23 protein-coding genes are annotated in these 23,984 nt (G+C 69.9%); 15 read left to right on the top strand and 8 right to left on the bottom strand.

The window, feature by feature from the left end:
- Positions 1-112: 112 nt before the first annotated feature.
- Positions 113-1,258, bottom strand: a complete 1,146-nt coding sequence (locus tag SACGLDRAFT_RS07905; protein WP_005463394.1) for an MBL fold metallo-hydrolase — start codon at positions 1,256-1,258, stop codon at positions 113-115.
- A 114-nt stretch (positions 1,259-1,372) separates the two neighbouring features.
- Between SACGLDRAFT_RS07905 and SACGLDRAFT_RS07900 the strand changes: the two genes are divergently transcribed.
- Positions 1,373-2,623 (top strand): FAD-dependent oxidoreductase, encoded by a 1,251-nt coding sequence (locus SACGLDRAFT_RS07900; protein WP_005463393.1) that lies wholly within the window; start codon positions 1,373-1,375, stop codon positions 2,621-2,623.
- Here the strand turns inward: SACGLDRAFT_RS07900 and SACGLDRAFT_RS07895 are convergent.
- Positions 2,601-3,242: a TetR/AcrR family transcriptional regulator gene (locus SACGLDRAFT_RS07895; protein ID WP_005463390.1), complete on the bottom strand. Its 642-nt coding sequence runs from the start codon at positions 3,240-3,242 to the stop codon at positions 2,601-2,603. The genes SACGLDRAFT_RS07900 and SACGLDRAFT_RS07895 overlap by 23 nt on opposite strands.
- Before the next feature lie 89 nt (positions 3,243-3,331).
- Between SACGLDRAFT_RS07895 and SACGLDRAFT_RS07890 the strand changes: the two genes are divergently transcribed.
- Positions 3,332-4,270: an AraC family transcriptional regulator gene (locus SACGLDRAFT_RS07890; protein WP_005463388.1), complete on the top strand. Its 939-nt coding sequence runs from the start codon at positions 3,332-3,334 to the stop codon at positions 4,268-4,270.
- Here the strand turns inward: SACGLDRAFT_RS07890 and SACGLDRAFT_RS07885 are convergent.
- Positions 4,254-5,126, bottom strand: a complete 873-nt coding sequence (locus SACGLDRAFT_RS07885; RefSeq protein ID WP_005463386.1) for an NAD(P)H-binding protein — start codon at positions 5,124-5,126, stop codon at positions 4,254-4,256. The genes SACGLDRAFT_RS07890 and SACGLDRAFT_RS07885 overlap by 17 nt on opposite strands.
- A gap of 69 nt (positions 5,127-5,195) precedes the next feature.
- Complete coding sequence (locus tag SACGLDRAFT_RS07880) at positions 5,196-6,689, bottom strand: aminotransferase-like domain-containing protein (protein WP_005463383.1); 1,494 nt, start codon at positions 6,687-6,689, stop codon at positions 5,196-5,198.
- Positions 6,690-6,760: 71 nt separating this feature from the next.
- On the opposite strand from SACGLDRAFT_RS07880, the gene SACGLDRAFT_RS07875 reads away from it, so the two are divergent.
- A complete protein-coding gene (locus SACGLDRAFT_RS07875; RefSeq protein ID WP_005463382.1) occupies positions 6,761-7,039 on the top strand; it encodes a hypothetical protein in 279 nt (92 codons plus the stop codon).
- A 9-nt stretch (positions 7,040-7,048) separates the two neighbouring features.
- Positions 7,049-7,459 carry a ChaB family protein gene (locus SACGLDRAFT_RS07870; protein ID WP_005463380.1) on the top strand — a complete coding sequence of 137 codons (411 nt, stop codon included), beginning with the start codon at positions 7,049-7,051 and terminating at the stop codon, positions 7,457-7,459.
- Positions 7,460-7,544: 85 nt separating this feature from the next.
- On the opposite strand, the gene SACGLDRAFT_RS07865 is transcribed toward SACGLDRAFT_RS07870, so the two are convergent.
- Together SACGLDRAFT_RS07865 and SACGLDRAFT_RS07860 are read right to left on the bottom strand one after the other, a co-directional pair.
- On the bottom strand, positions 7,545-8,537 hold the full coding sequence (locus SACGLDRAFT_RS07865) for a sigma-70 family RNA polymerase sigma factor (protein WP_005463378.1): 993 nt from the start codon (positions 8,535-8,537) through the stop codon (positions 7,545-7,547).
- 62 nt (positions 8,538-8,599) lie between these two features.
- A complete protein-coding gene (locus SACGLDRAFT_RS07860) occupies positions 8,600-9,583 on the bottom strand; it encodes a GlxA family transcriptional regulator (RefSeq protein WP_040918757.1) in 984 nt (327 codons plus the stop codon).
- A 72-nt stretch (positions 9,584-9,655) separates the two neighbouring features.
- On the opposite strand from SACGLDRAFT_RS07860, the gene SACGLDRAFT_RS07855 reads away from it, so the two are divergent.
- From SACGLDRAFT_RS07855 to SACGLDRAFT_RS07820, 8 genes are all read left to right on the top strand, one after another.
- Positions 9,656-10,423 (top strand): NAD(P)H-dependent oxidoreductase, encoded by a 768-nt coding sequence (locus SACGLDRAFT_RS07855; RefSeq protein ID WP_005463367.1) that lies wholly within the window; start codon positions 9,656-9,658, stop codon positions 10,421-10,423.
- A 208-nt stretch (positions 10,424-10,631) separates the two neighbouring features.
- Positions 10,632-11,678 carry a helix-turn-helix domain-containing protein gene (locus SACGLDRAFT_RS07850; protein WP_005463365.1) on the top strand — a complete coding sequence of 349 codons (1,047 nt, stop codon included), beginning with the start codon at positions 10,632-10,634 and terminating at the stop codon, positions 11,676-11,678.
- Between the two features lie 55 nt (positions 11,679-11,733).
- The gene (locus SACGLDRAFT_RS07845) at positions 11,734-12,195 is read left to right on the top strand and encodes a hypothetical protein (RefSeq protein ID WP_005463364.1); all 462 of its coding nucleotides are present in this window, start codon (positions 11,734-11,736) and stop codon (positions 12,193-12,195) included.
- A 131-nt stretch (positions 12,196-12,326) separates the two neighbouring features.
- Positions 12,327-12,638 carry a hypothetical protein gene (locus SACGLDRAFT_RS07840; RefSeq protein WP_005463362.1) on the top strand — a complete coding sequence of 104 codons (312 nt, stop codon included), beginning with the start codon at positions 12,327-12,329 and terminating at the stop codon, positions 12,636-12,638.
- A 382-nt stretch (positions 12,639-13,020) separates the two neighbouring features.
- The gene (locus tag SACGLDRAFT_RS07835; RefSeq protein ID WP_005463358.1) at positions 13,021-13,866 is read left to right on the top strand and encodes a DUF6236 family protein; all 846 of its coding nucleotides are present in this window, start codon (positions 13,021-13,023) and stop codon (positions 13,864-13,866) included.
- Positions 13,863-14,381, top strand: a complete 519-nt coding sequence (locus SACGLDRAFT_RS07830) for a YbaB/EbfC family nucleoid-associated protein (protein ID WP_005463356.1) — start codon at positions 13,863-13,865, stop codon at positions 14,379-14,381. The genes SACGLDRAFT_RS07835 and SACGLDRAFT_RS07830 overlap by 4 nt, the downstream gene beginning before the upstream one ends.
- A 164-nt stretch (positions 14,382-14,545) precedes the next feature.
- The gene (locus SACGLDRAFT_RS07825; protein ID WP_005463354.1) at positions 14,546-15,310 is read left to right on the top strand and encodes a tyrosine-protein phosphatase; all 765 of its coding nucleotides are present in this window, start codon (positions 14,546-14,548) and stop codon (positions 15,308-15,310) included.
- A gap of 119 nt (positions 15,311-15,429) precedes the next feature.
- Entirely contained in the window at positions 15,430-16,311 is an 882-nt protein-coding gene (locus tag SACGLDRAFT_RS07820) for a DUF4429 domain-containing protein (RefSeq protein ID WP_040918752.1), read from the top strand.
- A 36-nt stretch (positions 16,312-16,347) separates the two neighbouring features.
- On the opposite strand, the gene ggt is transcribed toward SACGLDRAFT_RS07820, so the two are convergent.
- Positions 16,348-18,171, bottom strand: a complete 1,824-nt coding sequence (ggt, locus tag SACGLDRAFT_RS07815) for a gamma-glutamyltransferase (RefSeq protein ID WP_005463351.1) — start codon at positions 18,169-18,171, stop codon at positions 16,348-16,350.
- Between the two features lie 239 nt (positions 18,172-18,410).
- Here ggt and SACGLDRAFT_RS07810 point away from each other — a divergent pair, with 239 nt between their 5' ends.
- The 3 genes from SACGLDRAFT_RS07810 to SACGLDRAFT_RS07800 are packed head-to-tail and all read left to right on the top strand — an operon-like array spanning position 18,411 to position 22,131.
- Positions 18,411-19,418 carry a TAXI family TRAP transporter solute-binding subunit gene (locus SACGLDRAFT_RS07810; protein ID WP_005463350.1) on the top strand — a complete coding sequence of 336 codons (1,008 nt, stop codon included), beginning with the start codon at positions 18,411-18,413 and terminating at the stop codon, positions 19,416-19,418.
- 26 nt (positions 19,419-19,444) lie between these two features.
- Positions 19,445-21,442 carry a TRAP transporter permease gene (locus tag SACGLDRAFT_RS07805; protein WP_005463349.1) on the top strand — a complete coding sequence of 666 codons (1,998 nt, stop codon included), beginning with the start codon at positions 19,445-19,447 and terminating at the stop codon, positions 21,440-21,442.
- A complete protein-coding gene (locus SACGLDRAFT_RS07800; protein ID WP_005463348.1) occupies positions 21,439-22,131 on the top strand; it encodes a GNAT family protein in 693 nt (230 codons plus the stop codon). Before SACGLDRAFT_RS07805 ends, SACGLDRAFT_RS07800 begins: the two co-directional genes overlap by 4 nt.
- A gap of 86 nt (positions 22,132-22,217) precedes the next feature.
- On the opposite strand, the gene SACGLDRAFT_RS07795 is transcribed toward SACGLDRAFT_RS07800, so the two are convergent.
- On the bottom strand, positions 22,218-23,819 hold the full coding sequence (locus tag SACGLDRAFT_RS07795; RefSeq protein WP_005463346.1) for an amidase: 1,602 nt from the start codon (positions 23,817-23,819) through the stop codon (positions 22,218-22,220).
- Positions 23,820-23,984 lie beyond the last annotated feature (165 nt).

Raw genomic sequence — 23,984 nt, 5'->3', positions numbered from 1 at the left:
TCCGAACGTTCGACGACCACCCACCGCCCCGACACTCGTTGTCTCCGGTGGACACCGACGGGACCGAGCGCGGCTTGGCGACGTCGGGGACCGGTGCGGCCTCGCCACCCACTCACCCGGCGTGGCTCGGCGCTTCCCGCTCCTCGTCCTCCCTCGGGGCGAGCGCCCGCCACCAGGGCCGCACGGCCGGCCGGGTCGCGGCCGCCGCCACGTCGACACGCTCGCCGGGGCGGGGCACGACCACCCGGACGTCGTGTTCCTCGGCGGCCCTGACCACTCGCTCCACCGGGTCGGCCCACCCGTGCGGCGCGAGGTTGAACGTGCCCCAGTGCACGGGCACGAGCAGCCCACCCCGCACGTCCCGATGCGTCGCCACGCCTTCCTCGGGAGTCATGTGGATGTCCGGCCAACCGCTGGCGTACGCGCCGATCTGCACGAGCGTGAGGTCGAACGGCCCGTGGTCGCGCCCGATGTCGGCGAACGCGTCGCAGTATCCGGTGTCACCGCTGTAGAACACGCGCCAGCGCGGCCCGGCCAACACCCAGGACGCCCAGAGCGTGGTGTTACGGGTGAAGGCGCGCCCGGAGAAGTGCTGGGCGGGGGTCGCCGTGATCGTCAACGGCCCGACGGACGTCCGCTGGTGCCAGTCCAGTTCGACGATGCGTTCCTCGGGGACTCCCCAGACCCGCAGATGGGCACCGACGCCGAGGGGCACCACGAACGGCGCCGACTGCAATCGGGTCAATGCCCGGACGGTGTCGAGGTCCAGGTGGTCGTAGTGGTCGTGGGAGATCACGACCGCGTCGAGCCGGGGGAGATCGGTGAGGCGGTGCGGCACGGGATGCAGCCGCCGGGGGCCGGCGAACCGTACCGGGGAGGCGCGGTCGCTCCACACGGGATCGAGCAGGACGCGCGCGCCGTCGAGCTCCACGAGCGAGGACGCATGGCCGAACCACGTGACGTGCAGGCCGTCCTCCGGGGCGGGCGTGGGCGACACGAGCGGAACGGGGCCCAACGGCTTCCTGGGCCGGGACGCACGCAGCATCTCGCGCACCGTGTCCCGCGTGCTGCCCTTCGGCAGCCACCGCGCGGGACGGGCGTTGTGGAAAGTGCCGTCGTGATACTGCGGCGACGACCGCACGCTCTCCGGGTCGGGACGCCCTCCGAAGGCCGTCAACAGGCGTGACGTCGCCACCGCCGCTCCCGCCGTGGCGACCAGGCCCACGCTCGCCGCCAGCACCGCCCCGGTTCCGCGCATGCGACCACGCTCCACCCTCTCGACACCCCTGCCGCAGTCACACCCTACCCCGGTTCCCGGACCCGAAAGCTGACCATGCGGTCAAATCCTTGACCGATCGGTTAGCATCCCGGAATGGAGTACACGACGTGCTGCGTCGTCGGGGGCGGCCCCGCGGGCATGATGGTGGCGCTACTGCTGGCCAGGGCGGGGGTCGACGTGACCGTGCTGGAGAAGCACCCCGACTTTCTTCGCGACTTCCGAGGCGACACGGTGCATCCGTCCACGCTGCGGCTGCTCGACGAGCTCGGGCTGGGTTCCCGCTTCGCGGAGCTGCCCGCGGGACGACTCGAACGCATGCGAGTACACATCAACGGCACCCCTGTCGTGATGGCCGACTTCAGCCGCCTGCCCGCGCCGTACGACTACATCGCGATGGTGCCGCAGGGCGATTTTCTCGACCTGCTGGCCGAGGAGGCGGCCGGGGAACCCACGTTCACGCTGCGGCGACCGGTGACGGTCACGGGACTGCTGACGAGCGGGGAAGGTGACTCACCACGCGTGCACGGCGTGCGTTACCGGAGCCAGGACGGCACCGAGCACGAACTGCGCGCGGCGCTCGTGCTCGCCTGTGACGGTCGGGACTCGGTGGCGCGGGAAGCGGCGGGGCTGCGCCCGCACGAGTTCGACGTCCCGATGGACGTCTGGCAGGTGCGGCTTCCGCTGCCTCCCGACGACTCCCGCGGGATCGTAGTGGGGCATTTCCGGGCGGGAGGGGCCGCCGTGAGCATGGACCGCGGCACCTACTCGCAGGTCGCCTACCTCATTCCCCGCGGCAGCGACGCGCAGCGCCGGGCGCTGGGACTCGACGCGTTCCGAGCACACCTGAGCGAGCTGCTGGGCTGGAGCGACGACGTCGTGGGCGCGATCCGGTCGTGGGACGACATCCCGCTGCTGCGCGTCCGCATGAACCGGTTGCGGAGGTGGTACCGGCCGGGGCTGCTGTGTCTCGGGGACGCCGCCCACGCGATGTCGCCCGTCGGTGGGGTCGGCGTCAACCTCGCCATTGCCGACGCCGTGGCCGCCGCGAGGCTGCTCGCGCCCGCCCTCCGGGAGCGCGGGACCGTCACCACCGCCGAACTCGCACGGGTGCAACGCAGGAGAATGCCCGCCACGCTGGTCACCCAGCGGACGCAACACGGCGAACACGAGATGCTGCTGCGCCCCGCGCTCGACGGAACCCTCACCAAGGTGCCGACGCCGCTGCGCGCGGTCGGCCGCAGCGCACTGCTGCAGACGGTGACGGCGCACCTCGGCGGAAAGGGGTTGTACCGCGAACGACCACCAGTGTTCGCCCGCCGGGTCAGCGTGCCTCCACGGCCGTGAGCACAAAGGTCTCCAGTTCGGCCGTCGCGGTGTCCAGGTCGAGGTCCGGGTCCGCCAGCCAGTGCGACACGACGTTGTCGATGGCGCCACCCACGGCCAGTGCCACGCTGTCGGCGTCGAACCGGCGGAACTGCCCCGCCCGCTGGCCCTGGCGCAGCAGCTCGGCGAGCGCCTGCCACCGACCGTGTCGGTCGTGCTGACCGGGCTGCCGTAGCCGCGTGCCCTCGCGGTCGTCGAGCAGCACCTCCGTGATCAGCCGGACGTGTGTGCGGTGCTCGCGCTGGTAGCCGACCATCGCACGCACGTACGCGGCGAGCTTGCTCCTCGGGTCCGGCTCGGCCCGCATCCGTTCCCGCACGTGAGCGGCGAAACGGTCGAACACGTGCGTCAGCGTGGCCTCCGCGAGTTCGGCCTTCGACCCGAAGTGGTACAGCACGGCGGCCTTCGAGATCCCGGCGTGCCGGGCGATCGCCGCCAGGGACGTGCCCGCGTATCCCCGCTGCGACACGAGTTCGATGGTGCTGTCGATGATCTGCCGTCGCCGTGCCCGTTCGGTGAAGGTTGGCGAGGCCTGTGAGGCCTGTGAGGTCACGGCCTTCCGCTCCCGTGGTGTCGCCATGACTCTCCTCGACCGACCCTTGCCCGGACGCCTTCCCCGACGTCCATTCGGGAGTGTAGTCGCGCCGGTGGGCGGTCTATGGTGGCGAGGTGGACGCGCTGGGCAACCTGCTGGACGGGCCGAGGGCACGCGGGGCGTTCCTCCTTCGAGCGGTGTTCGACCCGCCGTGGTCCCTGCGGGTGGAGGATCGCGCCGCCCTGGCGGTGATCGCGCCCACGCACGGGCGGGCGTGGCTCGTCCCCGACGATGCCGAGCCGAGGTGTCTCGACGCCGGTGACGTGGCCGTCGTGCGCGGTCCCGACCCCTACACCGTGGCGTGCGATCCCGCTCTCGCCCCCACGGTGGTGATCCGGCCCGGACAACGCGGCACCACCCCGGAGGGTGACGAGGTCTGCGAGACCTGGTCGCGAGGCGTGCGCACGTGGGGGTCCGGCGCCACCGGCCGCGACACGATGCTGATCGGGGTCTACGAGTTCCGGGGGGAGGTCAGCGGCCGGTTGCTCGCCGCGCTGCCCCCGCGGTTGGTGGTGCCCCGCACCTCGGCCGGGGCGCCGGTGGTGCCGCTGCTGGAGACGGAGATCGAGCGGGACGAGCCGGGCCAGGAGGTCGTCCTGGACCGGCTGCTGGACCTGCTGTTGATCAGTGTGCTGCGCACGTGGTTCGCCCGTCCGGGGCGCGAGGCGCCCGGCTGGTTCCGCGCGCAGACCGATCCCGTGGTGGGGCAGACCTTGCGTCTCATGCACGACGACCCCGCCCGCCCCTGGACGGTGTCGGCACTCGCGGCTCGCGTCGGGGTGTCCCGCGCCGCCCTGGCTCGGCGGTTCACCGAACTGGTCGGAGAACCGCCGATGACCTACCTCACCGGGTGGCGGCTCGCGCTGGCGGCGGATCTGTTGCGCGACTCCGAGCTCACGCTCGACGCGGTGGCGCGCCGGGTCGGCTATGGCACCGCGTTCGCGTTGAGCGCCGCCTTCAAACGTGCCTACGGTGTCAGTCCCGGCCGATACCGGGTCATGCACCCGACATGACGGTCGCGGGGTCCCACGCCCCTCGGGCGGCGGCCTCGCGCACCACCTCACCGAAGTCCCTGGGCGAGCGACCGAGCGCTTCCCGTACCCCGTCGGCGAGACGGGAGTTACGGCCGTCCAGCACCCTCGCGAACAGCTCGGCCAGAAACTCCGCCTCGTCCCGAGGCAGACCGTGCTCGACGAGCATCGCGCCGTACTCCGCCGCCGACACGGGCACGTAACGCACCTCGCGCCCGGTCACCTCGGACAGTTCGGCCGCCGCCTGCGCGAACGTCAGCGCCCGCGGTCCCGTCAGCTCGTAGACACGCCCCACGTGGCCGTCGTCGAGGAGGGCCGTCACGGCCACGTCGGCGATGTCGTCGGCGTCCACGAACGGCTCCGCCACGTCCCCCGCGGGCAACGCGAGGGTGCCGTCCAGCACCCCTTCCCGGAGGAAGTCCTCGCTGAACGCCTGGACGAACCAGGCGCACCGCACGACCGTCCACTCCGCACCCGAGGTGCGAATCGCGTGCTCGGCGCGGGCGGCTCCCTCCTCCCCGCGGCCGGACAGGAGCACGAGCCTCCGCACCCCGAGGTCCACGGCACGCCGGGCGAACGCACCCACGACCTTGTCCGCGCCGGGCACCCCGAGATCCGGCGCGTACACCACGTAGACGGCGTCCACCCCGGTGAGCACGGTGTCCCAAGTGGACTCGTCGGTCCAGTCGAAGCGCGGTCGCGTCGAGCGGGACCCCAGCCGTACCTCCACACCTTCCCGGCGCCGGAGCCTGCTCGCCACCCGGCGTCCGGTCTTGCCGGTGCCACCGAGCACCAGCACGGTCGTGATGTCCTTCGCGTTTGTCGTGTTCGCTGTCATGGCTTTCAGCCAAGCGGGTCCGGCCGCACGCGAACATGGGCGAGACGCTCGTCCGTTTACGCGACCGTCTCACACCACCGGGCGCAGCGGCAGGTCCTCGTGCGGCCCGTGCCGCACCAGCTCCGTCCACGCGGACGCGAGCCGGCAGACCAACTCCTCCAGTTCTTCCGGCGGGCGGACGAACGGGATGCGGAAGTGGTCGTCGTGCCCTCCCGTGGGGTCCATCGTCGATCCCGGAATCACTTCGACGCCGTGGCGCAACGCGAGCTGGGCGTACACGTCGGCGCTGTGCCCGCCGGGCAGTCGCACCCACAGCGACGAGCCACCGTCCGGAGGCGTCCAGGTCCACTCGGGCAACCGCTGTCGCAGCAGGCGTTCGAGTTCGGCCAGCCTCCGGCGCTGCACGACACCACGGGCCCTCGACAGCTCGGCCAGGCGAGGCACCAGCCGCGCCGCCACCGCCTGCTCGATCAGAGGACTCCCGAGGTCGGCCATGGCCTTGCGGCGGGCGCATCGTTCGATGATCCCGGCCGGGCCCCGCACCCACCCGACTCGCAGTCCGGCCCAGAGGCCTTTCAAAGAGTCGACGGTCAGCACCTCGCCCGACTCGGGGGCGTACGCGGCCAGCGGCGCGGGCAACGCCTCCTCGTCGACGGTGAGACTGTGTCCGACGTAGGCGTTGTCCTCGACCACCGCCACCTCGTGCCGAGCCGCCAGCTCCGCGACCTGCCGCCTGCGCGTCGCCGACATGAGCCGGCCCGTGGGGTTGTGGAAGGTCGGCATCACGTAGAGCAGCGCGGGCCTCGTTCGCGTCAACACCTCGGCGAGCGCACGGACGTCGATACCCTCGGCGTCGAGGCCCACCGGCACCAGGCGCACGCCGTGTTGGCGGAAGATGTCCAGGCACGGCGCCCAGCTCGGGACCTCCACCGCCACCGAGGAGGCCCCTCGGAGGTACACCTCGGCCAACAACACCAGCGCCTGGTGGGCTCCCGTCGTCACGAGCACCTGGTCCGGGGAGGTGGGAAGACCTCGGTTCGTGTAGTGCCGCGCCACCACCTCGCGTAGCGCGGGAAGGCCGCGCGGGTGGTAACCGGCGTCGTGCAGCAGATCCGTGATGTCGTGGTCGGCCACCTCGCGCAGTGCCTCCGCGACCTCGGGCACCCCCGCGTCGGCCGCATAGCCGAGGGAGATGAGCCGTCCGGGGCCGTCGATGAGCCGTTGCATGATCGCGGTGCCTCGCCCGCCTCGCACCCGTCCGTCGCTGTGCCGTGGCCGCCGCCGGTCGTTGACCTTCGTGCCGCTGCCCTGCCTACGATCCACCACCCCACGCCCCCGCAACTCCTCGTAGGCCGCGACCACGGTGGACCGGCTCACCGCGAGCACCCGCGCCAGTTCCCGTTCCGCGGGCAGCCGCTCGCCGGGGACCAGTGAACCGTCGTCCGCCGCCGCGGCGATGGCGTCCGCCAACTTGCGGTAGAGCGGGCCGTCCCCCGTGCTCCAGTCCCCCAGCAACGTGGCCAGCGCCGCACCGTGTTGAAAACGGTCCACTTCCCCCGACATTGGCTCTACCTCCGGTCCAATTTCCCTCCGACCCTAGGGCAAAGGATGCCAAACACGGAATGGACCGAAGAATGGTCCGGAAGGAGGTCGAAGTGGTCATCACCGCCCTGTACGTCGCCGTCCTGGCGGCCGTACTCGGTGGCATCGGCGCGGTCGTGCGCGACACGGGGCCGGCACCGGACGTGGACCCCGGGTTCGCCCGCCGCGTGGCGGAGGGGCTGCGTGTGCTGCGGCGGGTGAGTGACGAGAACGCGAAGCACACCGAACACCTGCTCGATCACGTTTGCCGTCCGGGAAGCTCGGCAACCCGAACTACGGCGCCACGAAGCGCGACCGATCACGCGAAGTAGGTGATACCCGTGCCGGGACGTAAGGAACTGCCGAGTACGCTGCGGCGCTCCCCGGAGAAGGCTCAGCGCACGTGGATCGAGGCGCACGACTCCGCGGTCGAGACCTACGGCGAGGGCAGGCGGGCCCATCAGACGGCGTTCGCGGCGCTCAAGCACACCTTCGAGAAGGTGGGCGACCACTGGGAGCCCAAGGGCCGCAAGGGACCGTCCGACAAGCAAGCCTCCCGTGGCGCCGGTCAGCGCACCGTGCCGACCAGCGGTGGCGTGGACGCGAACGCGAGCAAACGGCATCTCTACGAACGGGCCCGGCAGCTCGACATTCCGGGCCGCTCGTCCATGAACAAACAGGACCTGGTGACCGCGCTGCGGAAGGCCAGCGGGCGCCGGACGGCCAAAGCTCGCGGGAGCGGGTCGAGGTGAACGCCTTTTCGGTGGGAACCGTGCCGGCGCGGTTCCCACCGGAGTGTGGACACCGCCCACGGCGGCGTCGCGTCGAGTTCGCCGGTCAGCTCGCCCAGTCGAGCAGTGGCTCGCTGCGTTGGGGTTCCCGCAACATCTCCATCGCGCGCGCCTCCAGCGTGCGCACCCGCTTGCGGCTCAGACCGAGACGTTCCGAGAGCTCCGGGATCGTGTGGGGGTGCCCGTCGCCCAGGCCGTAGCGCAAGGTCACCACGGCCGCCTCCGTGGGGGGCAGGCTGTCGAGCGCGGCACGCAACTCCTTCGTCATGGCCTGTCGTTCGAGGCGCTCGCCGACGGCGGGCACCGTGCCGTCCGACACGAGGTCACCGAGGCGCAGTTCGCCGTCCTCGTCGAGAGGCACGTCGAGACTGACGGTGGAGCGGCCCGCTCGACGTAGGGCGATCACGCGTTCCACCGGCATGTCCGCGGCGGCGGCCAGCTCCTCCAGGGTGGGCTCGTGATCGCTGTGGGCCTGGAGCGTGCGTTCGAGGCGATCGAGCTTCGCGACCTGCTCGTTGACGTGCATCGGCAACCGAATGGTGTTGCTCTGGAACGCGTTGCCGCGCTGGATCGCCTGGCGGATCCACCACATGGCGTAGGTGGAGAACTTGTAGCCCTTGGCGTAGTCGAACTTCTCCACTGCCCGGATCAGACCGAGGTTGCCCTCCTGGATCGCGTCCAGCAGCGGCAGGTTGCTGTGCCGGTTCTTGCGGGCGGCCGTCACGACGAGCCGGAGGTTAGCCTTGACCATATGGTCCTTGGCACGCTGTCCGTCCCGCGCGATCGCTTCCAGGTCGCGGCGGTCGTGTTCGAGCGTGATCTCGCCCGCGTCGGCCCGGCGAAGCAGCTCGGCGGCGTACACCCCGGCCTCGATCCGCTTCGCGATGTCCACTTCCTGGTTGGCGGTCAGCAGAGGGGTCGCGCCGACTTCGTCGAGGTAATACCGGACGATGTCCGGTTCGTCGTTCGTGGGGCGGCCGTGTCGGGAGGACCGCCGAGCGTTCGAGGGACGTGCCGCGGTCAGTGTCGCGTCAGCCAATTCTGCACCCTCCTTCCCGTGGGGCAACGCCCCACGGACCGAGCGCATTCCGGGCGCGCCCGTCAGCTCGACGAGGTGTGAGCGCTACCACGGAAGGTGCGTCGGTAGGTGCTCGGCGGAACACCCAGGGTGCGCGTGAAGTGCTGTCGTAGGGACACCGCCGTGGTGAATCCCACCGCCTCGGCCACCCGGTCGATGGGCAGGTCGGTGCGTTCCAGCAGTTGGCGAGCGCGCTCGACGCGTTGCCGGATCAGCCACTGTCGTGGCGACTGACCGACCTCCCGACGGAAGCGTCGCGTGAACGACCGGGTACTCATGGCCGCCCGCTCAGCCAGGTCGGTCACCGACATGGGCCGCTCCAGGTGGCGCAGAGCCCACTCCCGAGCCGGAGCCGTGGAGCCGTGGTCCTCCGAGGGCGACACCGGGCTCTGCAGGTACTGTGCCTGCCCACCCTCCCGGTGCGGCGGCATGACCGTCGTGCGGGCCACCTCGGCCGCCACCGCGGCGCCGTGATCCCGGCGGATCAGGTGCAGACACAGGTCGATCCCGGCGGCCTCTCCCGCGGAGGTCAGCACGTCGCCGTTGTCCGTGTAGAGCACGTCCGGGTCGAGGTGCACGGCGGGAAAGGTGCTGCGGAATCTCTCGACCGACTTCCAGTGCGTGGTGGCGCGGAGGCCGTCGAGCACACCCGCCGCGGCGAGCACGAAAGCCCCCGTGCAGATCGAGGCCAGGCGCGTGCCGGGCCGGATGCGCCCCAACGCGTCGGCCAGCGCGGGGGAGAGCACCCGGTCGGTTTCGTCGAGCTCGTGACTGGCCGGGATCACGACGGTGTCCGCGGTCTCCAGCAGCTCGGGGCCGTGAGCGACCCGGACGACGAAGTCCGCGTCGGTCCGGACCGGCCCCGGTTCGAGCGCGCAGGTTCGCACCGAGTACAGCGGTGTGCCCTCGGGCGAGCGGGCCACTCCGAACAGTTGGTGCACCAGCCCCAGCTCCAGCGGGAGTACGCCGTCGCGCACCAACACAGCCACGTGATGACGATTGGGCATGGCCCGATTCTTTCGCATGATGGCTTTCGGGCCACTCGCCGGAACGTGAGTGGTCGAGCACCCTCGGAAGTCATGAACGTGCTGTGGCTTCTGGCTCACCCGGACCACCGGTCGCTGACTCACTCGCTCGCCCGCGAGGGGGTCCGTCATCTCCGCGACCACGGACACGACGTGACGGTCCGCGACCTCTACGCCATGAAGTGGAATCCGGTGGTGGACGCCGACGACTTCTCCCACGACCCGACCGACCGGCTGCTGGTCGGCGCCGTGGCGAAGCACGCCTATCGCCGGGGAAAACTGAGCGCGGACATCCGGGCCGAGCAGGAACTCGTGCTCGCCTCGGACGTGCTGGTCGTGCAGTTCCCACTGTGGTGGCACGGCATGCCCGCCATCCTGAAGGGGTGGTTCGACCGGGTGTTCGTCAACGGTTTCGCCTTCGGGGTGAAAGACCCCGTCACCGGCGCCACGTTGCGCTACGGCGACGGCGGGCTGCGGGGTCGACGGGCTCTGGTGGTGACCACGGTCGGGGCGCGGGAGGCGGCGTTCGGGCCTCGGGGCATCCACGGCGAGTTGGAGCAAGTGCTGTTCCCGATCCAGCACGGCATCTTCCACTACACCGGAATGGAGCCCCTGCCCGCGCTGGCCGTGTACGACGCGGACCACGCCACCGAGGACGACTACCGGGCCGCGGTGAGCCGGCTACGGCAGCGGCTGGCGACGCTCGCGGAGACCTCCCCCGTGCCGTTTCGCACCCAGGCCGGCGGTGACTACGACGACGACCTCGTCCTGCGCCCCCATGTCGCGCCGGGCGTCACGGGTCTGGCCGCCCACTACGCCTAACCCGCGTGTCCGCACCTCCCGCACGCGTGTCCGCAGATCCTGCACGCGTGTCCGCAATTCCCGTACACGAATGTCACACACCATGCACGGAGAGTGAAAAACAAAGCCGAAATCGCCTCATTTATTTAACTCGGCAGCCCGGCGAGGTTGCTCTCGGTAGCATCCCCGGACAACGAGTCGTCAGTCCGACCTACAGGGGGAAGGGTCTATGACTGATCTGATACTGGGTCCCGAACACACGCGGCCCGGAGACCTCATCGCACCGGACGTGGCCACATCTCCGGCGATGGAGGTGGACGCGCACCATCTCACGGCGGATCTCCATCTACGACAGCGAAACCTGCCGCTCGACGCGATGCGCGTGTGGACGATGTCCTTCGCTCCCATGAGGTTCCGGCGCACGGCCAAGCACATCGCGCAAGCCGATCCGGAGACGTACAACGTCGTGCTGCTGCGCGAGGGAACGCTGCGCCGCGTGGACGACCACACCGACGTCACGTACGAGCCCGGCGACGTCCACGTCATCGACTCGTCGCTGCCCTTCCGACTCGAGGGCCACGGACCACCTCCGATCTCCTGTGTCGGGGTGGAGGTGCCGAAGGTGATGTTGCCGTTGCCGGACGGACACTCCCGATCGCTGGTCGGCCGGCGGCTGCCCGCGCGGGAGGGAATGGGCGGCCTGCTGACGACGGTGCTCGACCACATCATCACCGACCACGGCTCCTACCGGGACACGGACGAGCCGCGGGTGGCGACGGTGCTGCGGGACGTGCTGGCGGGTCTGATCACGCAGGCGCTGGAAGACGAGAAGCGCCACGTTCCTCCGGAGGTGCATCGCCGGAACCTGTTGCTGCGCATGCGGGCCTTCATCGACCAGCACCTGCACAACCGGGATCTCGGACCGCAGCTGATCGCGGACGCCCACCACGTCTCCACCAGCTACGTCCACCGGCTGTTCGGGGAGGACGGGACCACGGTGTCCGCGTGGATTCGCCAGCGGCGGCTGGAGCGGGCTCGCAGGGACCTCGCCGACCCGGCGATGCATGCCGTTCCCGTGCACCACATCGCGGCGCGCTGGGGTTTTTCGCACCACGCGGCGTTCACGCGAGCGTTCCGCACCGCCTACGGGATCGCGCCCCGCGACCTACGGGAGAAAACACGGCCCCGGAGGGTGTGGAGGGAACGTCAAGAAATCGAAGAGGCTGCGCCAATGACGTCTCCCGCGTTCTCCAACAGCATGATGTCTCGACGGTAACGCCCGCACCGCGCGGTGCGGACTGGACACCGAAACAACACAAGGGGGATCGACAATGCGCAGATTGCGTGTGTTCGCGTCGGGGGTGGCAGCTCTGGCCCTGGCGTTCCTGCCGACGACGGCAACGGCGGCTCAGGAGTTGGCGGCTGACGGGGAGGGGGCGTCGGTCGCCGCTTACGAGATCGACAAGGCCAAGAAGGGCACTCCGCCGTCCAGCGGAGTGATCTGTCCTCCGGACATCCCCGGAGCACGGGTGTGCTTCGAACCCTACGGCGACAAGTGGTGGGTCAAGGACACCGCGGCCGATGGCGCCTCGGCCGTTGTCACGTGGAGAAACTACCGGAACGGGTCCCTGTATCGCTCCGGTCAGTGCGAGAACCGGATGGGTTCCGGGACCTGGGGGGTGTGCAACAAGAACTACTACGAGGGCAGCGACCTCCTCTTCCAGATCCACGTGTATGACTTCTCCGAGGGAAAGGAGATCCGCTATTCGAATGTGGTGGGCGTCCGGGCCTGACCGGTACTCGATGAGCTGAGACACGGCGGTGCGGTCCCGGAATTATCCGGCCGCACCGCCGACTCATGTCCGACGGCCAACTGAGTCCTCTGAGGACTTTTCCGGCCGCGCATTGTTTGAAAGGACCTTCATTGGGAGACGGGTTCAGCGTAGATCCGGACACGCTACGCAGTGAAGCCGACAAGCGGCTCGGCATTCTGATCGACCACGTGAACGACGCCTACGAGAAGATCGACGCCGCGGCCCAGTACTCGCCGTTCCACGGCGGTGGCGACGTCTTCGACTCCATCGGGGAGTACTGGCACGACGCTTTGCACTACTTGAAGCGTGTGCTCAAGGACAACGCCCGCAACATCGAGCTGGACCGACGGGCCCTCAAGGCGATCGCCGACCGCTACGAGGAGATCGAGACGGAGACCGCAAGGGAGGTGAACCGCTGGTGAACGACGCCGAGTGGGAAGCGCAATTGCGCAAACACCTCCACGACATGCGGATGCAGTGGAGCGCAGACGGAGTGCTCCATCTGATGAAGCAGCGCGGTCACTTCGGGCTCCTCGACCCGGAACTGATTCCTCCTCAGCCCACACCGGGGTATCCCTGCGCCCCACCGAACTGGCCAGACCCGGATCCGGACATCATCGAGGAATGGCACCGAGTCGACGAGGACCTGATCTCCCTGTTCACCTCCGACTTCCTCTCCGGAAGTGTGGACGAGGCGAACCAGGTCCTGGCCGAGCTCGGACATGCCCCCCCCTGGGAGCTGACATCGCACTCGATGAATCCCAGCTCGGTGGCAAGGAGATCGTCCTGTCGGACAGCGCCACCATGCAGCTCGACAAGCTCGACCTCGCGCTGGAGTCCTGGAAGGGCGATGCCGCCGATGACTACCGCAGGCATCAGATAGAACTCCGGCAAGCCCTGGCGGGGTGCCAGGACCGGATCGCCTCGGCCTGGCGTGTCATGGTCAAGTACAAGGAAACCGTCGAGAACTACCGCAAGGACATCCTCGCGCTGATCGAGGCGGTCTACGAGGCCTTCGAGGCCGCCGGCACCGTGGACAAGCAGGTCGAACTCAACACCCTCGCCGGCCTCGTGACCGGAGCGGCGGCACTCATCGTGGCCCCGTTCACCGCGGGCGCTTCCGCGGTGGCATGGCTGGGGGTCGGGGCCACACTGACCTCCACCGCGATCGCCACCGGACTCACCAACAAAAGCCTCCGCGTCGGCGCCACGAACGAGGCGGAGGCCGTGCTGGAGCTCGTCGAGAAAGGCAAGGAGCTCGTCCGGGACGCCCGAAAAGCTGCCGCCGTGCTCGGCGAAGCCTCCTACACCATCACGAAGCACCTCACCGGCGAGTGGCTGGACGTCACGGACGAAAACCCCAACGGCGTGAGAGCGTCCCGGCCCGACATCGTGACCGACGACAAGTTCACTCCCTCGGAGTTCCGTCCCGAGGATCGTGGCCCCAACGACCTCAAGGGAATCGACACGGACGACCTCGTCAAGGAACCGCCCAAGGATCCCGACCAGGAGCGGGACCACCAGGTGAAACCGCCCGGCTTCTTCGAAAGGTTGGGTGACGAGCTGCTGAATCCCGGCGGGCGCGACGTCTACGAGGAGCAGGGACCCGACCGTGACGGCAGCACAGACAAGGACAAGGTGGCGTCGTGACTTCGAGCGAGACACTGGCAGCCCGTGCCGCGCGCCTGCATGCGCGGTCGGAACAGCTTCGTGAGACAACGGCGCGCCGCCGGCAAGCGCTCGAACGGGCTCGCGATCACCTCGCTGCCGTGGAGGGCACGGCGTCGTCCGACGACGGGCTGGTCACCGCGACGGTCGACACCGACGGTGTGCTCACCCGGCTGGAGCTGTCACCGAAGGTGAGGGGATCCACCCCCCACGCGCTGGCCCACGTGATCACAGGGGTCGTGCGGCGGGCCGCGGCCGACGCTCGAAACCGGAAGCGTGCCGTCTACGAGTCGCTCCGCGCCGAGGGCGCGGTGTCGAAGGTGCCCGAGATGCCGTCCCCGGACGTGGGCGGGCCACTGACGCTGTCCTCGACCACCCCGGTTCACCCCACGACGGTTCCGGCTCGGTCGCCCCGTCCGGACCGGCGGCCGCCACGGATTTCCAACTCGGACCACGACGACGGTCCCCCGTCCTCGTGGCTGCTTCGGGCCACCTGAACCGCGGACGTCCTCGGTGCCGGACGGTCCGGGCCCGTATCGACGGGCCCGGCTACCGATCGCAGCCCGACGTGACGCTTCGTGAAAGCACGTCCACTTGAGACGCTAGGCCGGTCGAGCCACGGTGCTGGCGAGCGGGCGCCGATGCTGGGAGACTGGACGCCGTGCTGTGGCTCGATCTCGAAGGTGCCGTGAACGCCAGGGACGTCGGAGGGATTCCCACCGACGACGGTGGGAAGATCACGCGTGGCAGGCTGCTGCGCTCCGACAACCTCCAGGACCTCTCGCCCACCGACGTGACGTATCTGGTGGACCACCTGGGGCTGAGCACCGTGGTGGACCTGCGGTCCCCCACCGAGGTCGCGTCCGAGGGACCCGCGCCGCTGACCCGGCTCGGCCATGTCACACACGTCAACTACTCGCTGCTTCCCGAGCACGGTTTCGCGGCCACGGAGGAAGCCCTGCTCATCCGCCGCAAACGGGAGGAGGAGCGCTTCCCCGGCGATCCGTCGTGCGCGCACTACCTCAGCTACGTGGAACATCGGCCCGACAGCATCGTGTCGGCCCTGCGGGCCGTCAACCGCTCGCCCGGCGCGGCCCTGGTGCACTGCGCGGCGGGCAAGGACCGCACCGGTGTGGTGGTGGCGTTCGCGCTCACCGTGGCCGGGGCGCGGCGCGAGGACGTCATCCGTGACTACGCGGCCACGGGAGAGCGTCTGCACCTCATCCTCGAACGCCTGCGGAACTCCCCCACCTACGCGGGCAGCGTCGACAGCGTCCCCGAGGACCACCATCGCCCGCGCGCCGAGACGATGGAGGCGTTCCTGGAGCATCTCGACAAGCGGTACGGCGGCGTGCTCGGCGTGCTCGGCCGCCACGGTTTCACCGACGACGAGCTCGACGCCTTGCGCCGCAAGCTCCGGGAGTGACTTCGTAGCGCGATCGGTCCCATACTTGCAGTGACACCGGCCTCGTCGGTGCTTCCGCGCGAAAACCTCGCGGACGTACGGCCGAGGCCGTGTCCGGACCACTGCCCTATCCTTCCGGCATGGCCGAGATCAGCTCACCCTTCGGCACGTGGACGTTCGACGGCGAAGTACTGCGCATCACCCCCGGCTCCCATCGCCGCGTGCACAAAGTACGCAAGACCCTCGGCGAGATCGCGCTTCCGCTCTCCACGTTCACGGGCCTGTCGTACGAGCCCGGCCGTAGATCCGGAAAGCTCCGGGTGCGCCTCAAGGACGGCGCCGATCCACTGTCGTTGGTGGCGGGCGGTCACCTGCCCACCAACGCCGATCCCTATCAGCTCACCGTCGAGCCCGAGCAGCAACAGGCCGCCGAGTACCTGGTGGACGCCGTGCGGTTCACCAGGAGGCCGGACGACGACCCGGAGTCCTTCGACCGGTACGCGCTGCCCGGTCCCTCCGTCCCCGTGACGGTGTCCGTCGGGGAGGCCACCGTGTCGTGCGACGGCCGTCGCGTGGTCATGGAGTGGGGATGGCAGGCCCCCGAGGCGAAACGGAAGCTCCGGCGCACCGAACTCGCCCTCGACGCCATCGAGGGAGTGGACTGGCTGCCGACGATCGGCTTGAACGACGGCCTGCTGCGGTTCCGCGCTCGCGATGTGCCCACCACCTTGCCGCCCGAGGCCGATCCTCACTGCGTGCGTCTGGTCTGGGGCACGGAGAACGAGCTGATGACCGTGTTGGTCGCCGCGGCCGTCGTGGCCAGATTGCCGCACCCGAACGCGCCCGCCGAGCCGGAGCCGGAGGACTCCTCCGCCTCGGCACCCGACGCGAGCACGCTCGACGAGGTGGACGGAGTGCTGCGGCGGCTGCGGGAGCTCGGCGACCTGCACCGCGACGGCATCCTGGACGACGCCGAGTTCGCCACCGCGAAGCAGGCGTTGCTGCGCAGGCTCTCGGGCTGAGGCCGCCACGCCACGCGGCGGCCTCCCCACGAGTCGTCACGAACGTGGACGCACCACCCCGGCGGCACCGCCGCCTCGGCGTTCCGGTTCGGCGACGGCCTGGAGCGTGCCGTCGGGCAGGATCTCGATGGCCGCGGCGGCGCCGATCTCCGTGGTGGTGGAGAGCCGGTGCCCGTACTTCTCCAGCGAGGCACCGTAGTCCCGCTGGAACGCGGGTTCCGCCGACACGGTGACGGTGTTGCGCTGCGTGGCCCTTCCCGCCGCGAGCGCGGCGGGAAGATCCATGCCGCCGTCGATGCGGTGGAGAAGGATCTGGGTCACCGTGGTGATGATCGTGGAGCCTCCCGGCGAGCCGAGTGTCAGCCACGGTTTCCCGTCCCGCAGCACGATGGTGGGCGACATCGAGGAACGCGGCCGTTTGCCGCCCTCGATGCGGTTCGGGTCCTCCGGGTCGTACACGTGGCTGAAGTCGGTGAGCTCGTTGTTCAGCAGGAATCCTCGGCCGGGCACGGTGATGCCGCTGCCGCCCGTCTGCTCGATCGTCAGCGTGTACGCCACCACGTTGCCCCATCGGTCCACGACGGACAGATGTGTGGTCGACAGTCCTTCGGTGTCGGGTCGGTCGACGACGTGGGTGCCCGGCTGTCGGCAGGTGGGGTCGTAGTCGCCGTCGGCGTCGCCCGCCGCCACCGGTTTGTCCGCCGCGGCGTTCGAATCGAGCGCGCACGCCCGCTCGGCGGCGAAGTCGTCGGACAGCAGCTCCTCGACGGGCACGTCGACGAAGGCGGGGTCCCCGAGGTAGCGGGCGCGGTCGGCGTAGGCCAGGGCCGACGCCTCCAGGTAGTGGTGCAGGGCCTCCTCGGTGCTCATCGACGCCAGGTCGAAGTGTTCGAGGATGTTGAGGATCTCACCGACTCCGGTTCCGCCGCTGGACGGCGGGGCCATTCCCACGACCTCGTAGCCGCGATAGTCGTGGCGCGTGGGTTCCGGGCGGGCGACCGCGTACCGGGCCATGTCCCGGACGGTCAGGTGTCCCGGCGGCACCGGCAGGTCAGTTCGGCCACTGCGCGGCGGTTTCCGCACCGTGGCGGCGATCTCCTTCGCGATCGGTCCTTCGTAGAACCACTCGACGCCGTGCCGGCCGAGTTCGGTGTAAGTGCGGGCGAGGTCGGGGTTGCGGAACACCGACCCCACCTCGGGAGCCTTTCCACCCGGTAGGAACAACTCCGCGGTCGAGGTGATCGCCGAGAAGCGTTCCGCGTTGTCGAGGGTCTGTTTGCGGAACTCCTCGTCGACCACGAAACCGCGCCGCGCGAGCCGAACAGCCGGTCGTAGGGCCTCGGCCAACGAGTACGTCCCCCACTTCCGGAGCGCGGCCTGCCAGGTGGCGGGTGTTCCGGGCACCCCGACGGACACACCGCTCGTCACCATGTCCGGAAAGAACGGATACGGTTGCCCGGTGCTCGGGTCGATGAACGCGTCGGAGGGCATGGCCTCCGGAGCGGTCTCCCGGCCGTCGATGGCCTCGATCTCACCGGTCGCGGCGTCGTAGTGGAGGAAGAAACCACCACCGCCGATGCCGGCGCTGTACGGTTCGGTGACTCCCAGCGCGGCCGCGGTCGCCACGGCGGCGTCGGTCGCGTTGCCACCCCGGCGCAGCACCTCGATTCCCACAGCCGTGGCCTCGGGGTCCACGGAGCTGACCGCTCCCCCGGCGCCGATCGCCACCGCGGTCTTCTCGACCCGCCACGGTCGCGCGTCGGCCTCGGGCTGGGTGAACACCGCCAGGCTCACCGTCATGCCCACCGCCGTCAGCCCCGCCAGCACTCGATACCGACGTGGGCGCATGCTCGTGGACATCCCTCACCTCCGGCGTCGTCGTGCGAGGACCGTCCCGAAACATCGTCCACGACGGACCGCCGTATTCCCTTGGTCCACCCGAGGGAATCGGGCTGCGCCATTCGCGGCAATCCCGTGTCCGGGCGCGTTCGAAGATCGCGAACGGATAACGATCGACTTCGGTTCATCGGCCGAAAAGCCCGTCACCACGGAAGGTTTGGTACGAACCGAGGGACTCCCCGGCAGGAGGAGGGACGAGCGTGCGTACGACAACACGCACCGGGCGTGGACGTGGTGTCGGCCGGTTGGCCGCGGCCCTGCTCGCGACGGTCGCGGTGACCACGGCGTGTGCGGGCGGCGGAGCGGGTGACGGAGGATTCACCACCAATCTGCAGCTCGGCACCGGCAGCACGGGTGGGGTGTACTACCCGCTCGGGCAGGAATACGCGAACATCTTCGTCGACACCATCGACATCGAGGGGCTGAACGTCACCGCCGTGGAGACCGGGGCCTCCGTCGAGAATCTCGCCAAGATCGCCCGCGGTGAGCTGCAACTCGCCATCGCCCAGCACAACACGGCGCAGGACGCCGTGAACGGACGTGGTGAGTTCGAGGGCGCGAAGGTGGAGAACGTCGGCCTGCTCGGCAAGCTCTACCCCGAAGCCGCCCAGATCATCACCCTGGAGTCCTCGGGCATCGACTCGGTGGCCGACCTGCGGGGCAAGACCGTCGCCATCGGCCCTCCGGGCGGAGGCACCAGGGAAGCGGCCGAACAGATCCTGGCCGCCTACGGCCTCGAAGAAGGCTCCTACACGGCCTTGGAGGAAGGCTTCGCCGACGCCAAGACGAAGCTGCAGGACGGCAACGCCGACGCCTCCATCGAGATCCTCGGCGTTCCCGCGGCGAGTCTGCAGGAGCTGCACGCCACGACCGGGCAGGTGAAGCTGATCCCGATAACCGGTCCCGAGCTGGACACCGTCGTGGCCAACAGCCAGTTCGAGAAGTACGAGATCCCGGTGGGCACCTACGACTTCCTCGACGAGCCGGTGCCGACCGTCTCGGTGTTCGCCTCCATGTACGCCTCCACCACGCAGGTCAGCGAGGAGTTGGGCTACGAGCTCACGAAGGCGCTCTACGAGCGGACCGAGGACCTCACCCTGGCCCAGAAGGAACTGATCACGCTGGAGGAGGCCACTCTCGGGCAGGGTGACGTCCCGCTGCACCCCGGCGCGCGCAAGTACTTCGCGGAGCAAGGCCTGCTCGACTGAGAAGGCGCGGGGAAGGAGCACCGCCGATGACCGACGACACGGCCTCGCCCTCGGCTCGCCCGAACTCCGAGGATTCCCCCGAGCCGGACGAGGAGCGGCGGAGTGAGCGGGCCCGCGCGTACGACCGGGAGAGCCGCTACCGCACCCGGTTGGGGCCGTGGAAGTACCTCGTCGCGGTGCTCGGCACCGGGCTGACGTTGTTCCAGCTCTACACGGCGCTGTTCGGCACGTTCTCCTCGATCATCCAGGGAGCGGTCCACGTCGGGATGGCGCTGAGCCTGGTGTACCTGCTGTACCCGGCGAGGAAGGCGTGGGTGGACAGGCCGGGGGTGCCGCTGTACGACGTGGTGCTGTGCGTGCTCGCGCTCGCGGCGAACGGCTACATCGTGTTCGACTACGAGCGGCTGACGACCCGCGCGGTGGTCCTCGGCTTCACGCCGTTCGACGTCGTCGTGGCCACCGTGGCGCTGGCGTTGATCCTGGAGGCCACGCGCCGCTGCGTCGGTCTGCCGATCGTGGTGATCGCGCTGGCCGCGCTCGCCTACGGCTACTACGGTCCGTACCTGCCGATCTTTCCCCACCCCGGCTTCTCGTTCGACGCCCTGGTGTCCGAATCGGTCTACAGCTCGACGTCGGTGTTCGGCACGCCCGTGCAGGTGTCCTCGACGTTCATCTTCCTGTTCCTGTTCTTCGGGGTCGTCCTCGTCAAGACCAACATCGGGCAGTTCTTCAACGACCTGGCCTTCGGGCTCACCGGCCGCTACACCGGCGGCACGGCGAAGGCCGCCGTGGTGGCCAGCGGGCTGCAGGGCATGGTGTCGGGCAGTTCCGTGGCCAACACCGTCGCCTCCGGGTCGTTCACCATCCCGATGATGAAACGCGCGGGGCTCCGGCCCCACGTCGCGGGCGCGACGGAGGCCACCGCCTCCACCGGCGGGCAGCTCGTACCGCCCGTGATGGGCGCGGCCGTGTTCATCATGGCCGAGTACACCGGTACGCCCTACAACGAACTGATCCTGTACGCGGTGGTCCCGGCGGCGCTCTACTACCTGGGCGTGTTCAGCGGTGTGCACTTCGAGGCACTGCGCACGGGCGTGCTCGGCTCCCCGAAGGAGCACCTGCCACGGCTGCGCGGTCTCCTCGGGCGTTCCTACCTGATCGCGCCCCTGGTGGTCATCGTCGGGCTGCTGCTGGCGGGCCGTTCCCCGGCCAACGCCGCGTTGTTCGGCATCCTCACCGCCCTGCTGGTGAGCCTGGTGCGGGCCGACACCCGACTGTCCCTTCCCGAGTTCGCGCGGCTGTTCGAGGCGGGGGCGCGCGCCGCGTTGCCGGTGATCGCGGCCTGTGCGAGCGCGGGCATCATCGCGGGCACGGTCACGCGGACGGGGCTCGGCGGCAAGCTGGCCGGCGGCATCGTGGACCTGTCGGGCGGCGGCTTCGTCCCGGTGCTCGTCCTCACGATGGTGGCGTGCCTGCTGCTGGGCATGGGGCTTCCGACGACGGCGAACTACGTCGTCACGGCCACGGTCGCGGCTCCGATCCTGGTCCAGCTCGGCGTGCCCGTCGTGGCCGCGCACTTCTTCGTCTTCTACTTCGGCATCGTCGCCGACATCACCCCACCGGTGTGCCTGGCCGCCTACGCGGGGGCGGGACTGGCGGGCGCCAATCCCATGCGTACCGGGGTCATGGCGTTCAAACTCGCTGTCCCGGCGTTTCTCGTGCCGTACGTGTTCGTCCTCGAACCTCAGTTGTTGTTGCAGGAGGCGACCTTCGCCACGTTCACCGTCACGCTGCTCACCGCCGTCGTGGGCATCGTGGCGGTGTCGGCCGGGCTCATGGGGTTCGCGCCGGACGACGGCAGGCTGCTCCGCGCCGCCCTGATCGTGGGCGGTCTGGCGGCCATCCACCCGAATCCGTGGGTGTCACTTGTCGGCATCCTCGTGATCGCGGCGGTGATCGTGGCCCGGCGCCTCCGGCGTCCCGAGCATCGGCGCGGACGAGACGAAAGGATCACGATCCCATGAGCGATTCGGGCCCTCGCTTCCACACGCTCACGGCCGAGGAGGTCGCGGAGGTGTTCGCCCGCGCGGCACAGGGCGTGTTCCCCGACCCCGACTGGGCGGTGCGGGTGGCGCCATTGTGCGGTCCCGCCGCCGCGGTGGTGGCCTTCACCGGGTGCTTCCTCGTGACCGCGCCCGTGGACGTGTCGTGGTGGGAGCGCACCCTCGCCGAGGTGGGAAGTGCCGATCCCCTGCATCCCCGGGTGCTGGTCGCGCTCGCCGACCATCTGGGGACCACGATCGGGGAGAACGACGCGGTACTGGTGGCCTCGCCCGCCCCCGCTCTGTCGCTCGCACCGCCGGTGCGGCTGTTGCCGTTCGACGACGGGCATCCCCGGTTGGAGCGGGCCCGCCGAATGCGTGACGACGTGCGGGCATGGACCACCGTAGAGGGCGACGGCCTGCTGGTGCTCGGTCGTGGTCTCGGCGGGCGGTGGGAGATGGCCATGGACGTGGCTCCCCACTCTCGTGCCCGAGGCCTGGGCCGCGCGCTCGCCTCCGCCGCCCGCAGCAAGGTCCCCCAAGGGGAACCGGTGTTCGCGCAAGTCACGCCGGGCAACGCGGCGTCGGTGCGGGCGCTGCTCGCGGCGGGGTACCGGCCGATCGGGCAGGAAGTGCTGTTCCCTCTACGACCGGCGGGTGGCGGGGCGTAGCAGCCGGCTTCGAAAGCCTCACCGCGAGTTCCCTCGACTTCGGACGGTCATCTCGGCGAGACGGTGGGTGACAGCGTTGCGGGCCCTCACAGAGGTGGCGTTCCCGCCGGTGGAGTCCGGTGTCCGGTGGCCTGCTCGTAGTCGTAGGCCAGGCCGAGCAACGTCGGCTCGGTGAAGGGCGCTCCCAACAGCTCCACCCCCACGGGCAGGCCGTCGACGGTGAACCCGGCCGGGACACTCACGGCCGGAAAGCCGCTGAACGCGGCGAGTCGGCAGTTGCGGTACGACTGCTCGACGCCGATCGGGGTCGGCGGCTCGCTGATGGTCGGGTAGACCAGCGCGTCGAGGTCGTGAGCCGTCATCAGGTCGGTGAGCAGGTTCCGCAGCCGGTCGCGCTGCCGGAGGGCTTCCTCGTACTCCGGGTTGGGCAGGGGCGGGCTGTCCACCCAACCCCGCAGGGTCTCCAGCACACTCGGGGTGACCTCGCCGGAGGCCACGATGTCGGCGAGGGTGAGTTCGTTCCTAGGCTCGGCCAGGTGCGCCAGTCTGCGGGGCTTTCCTCGCGCGGACTCGGCGAGGTAGGCGTTGAAGTCCCGCTCGAACTCGTGTCGCACCCGGTTGGCCCGTCCGGCGGCGTCCATGAGCTCCGGCTGCGGCCCGAGTTCCACCGTCTCGGCGCCGAGAGCCTCCATGTCGGCCACGGCCGCACGGACAAGCGCGCTGGTGTCGGTCGCGCGCCCCTCGGTGTCGAAGTAGTCGGTGACGACCCCCAGTCGCGCACCCCGCAACGCGCCGCGCCGCAATCCGTTCGTGTAGGAGTCGGGAATCCGGCCGCGTGCCGCTTCGGTGGCCGGGTCCGCCGGGTCATAACCCACGGTGACGTCGAGTAACAGAGCGGCGTCCTCGACCGTCGCGGTGAGGGGGCCGACGGTGTCCTGCGTGCCCGCCAGGGGCGCGACCCCGTCGCGACTGGACAGTCCGAAGGTGGGACGCACCCCGACGAGGTTGTTGTGCGCGGCCGGGATGCGTACCGACCCGCACGTGTCCGTGCCGAGGCCGGCCGGAGCGAACGACGCCGCCACGGCCGCGGCGGTCCCGCCGCTGGAGCCGCCGGGGTGACGGCTCGGGTCGTACGGGTTACGGGTCTGGCCTCCGAGCGAGGAGATGGTGTAGATGCTCATCGCGTACTCGTGCAGATTCGTCTTGGCGAGCACGATGGCCCCCGCGTCCCGGAGACGAGCTATCTGGGTGGCGTCGTCGGGGGCACGCAGGCCGCGCAACGCCAGTGAACCGCTCGTGGTCGGCAAGTCACGGGTGTCGATGTTGTCCTTCACCACGACGGGGATTCCGTGCAAGGGACCACGAACGTGTCCCCGCGCGCGTTCGGCGTCGAGCCGCCTCGCCTCCGCCCTGGCCGTGGGAGCGACCGAGAGCACCGCCCGCAGGCCGAGCCGATCCGCCCGGTCACGGTCGTAGGCGTCGATGCGGCGCAGGTACGCGTCGACGAGCTGCGCGGACGTCACCGTGCCCTCGTCGAGCAGGACACGCAGCTCGGCCACCGTCAGCCCGACCACCCCGGGTTCCGGGTCGGGGGCCGACCGTTCGGCCGAGGCGGGGGTGACCGCCGTGGACAACACGGTCGACACAGCGGAAACGGCAGCGAGCAGGCCGACGAGTCCGTGCCGCACGAGCTCCCCTTTCGCCGGAGGTGATCTTCTCAGAGCTACTCCCGGTCGTCGGGCATGTCCAGACCAGTCGAGGACAATGACGCCGTTCGGCCGAAAAAGGAGCCCATAACGGACTCAGCACAGCCCTATGGTCGCGGGTGACCGCGGAGTAGGCTGCCTCACTGT

The sequence above is a fragment of the Saccharomonospora glauca K62 genome (genome assembly GCF_000243395.2).
Classification (GTDB): Bacteria; Actinomycetota; Actinomycetes; order Mycobacteriales; family Pseudonocardiaceae; genus Saccharomonospora; species Saccharomonospora glauca.
The sequence above is the reverse complement of the archived record's forward strand: the minus strand, read 5'-3'. Positions and strand labels throughout refer to the sequence as shown.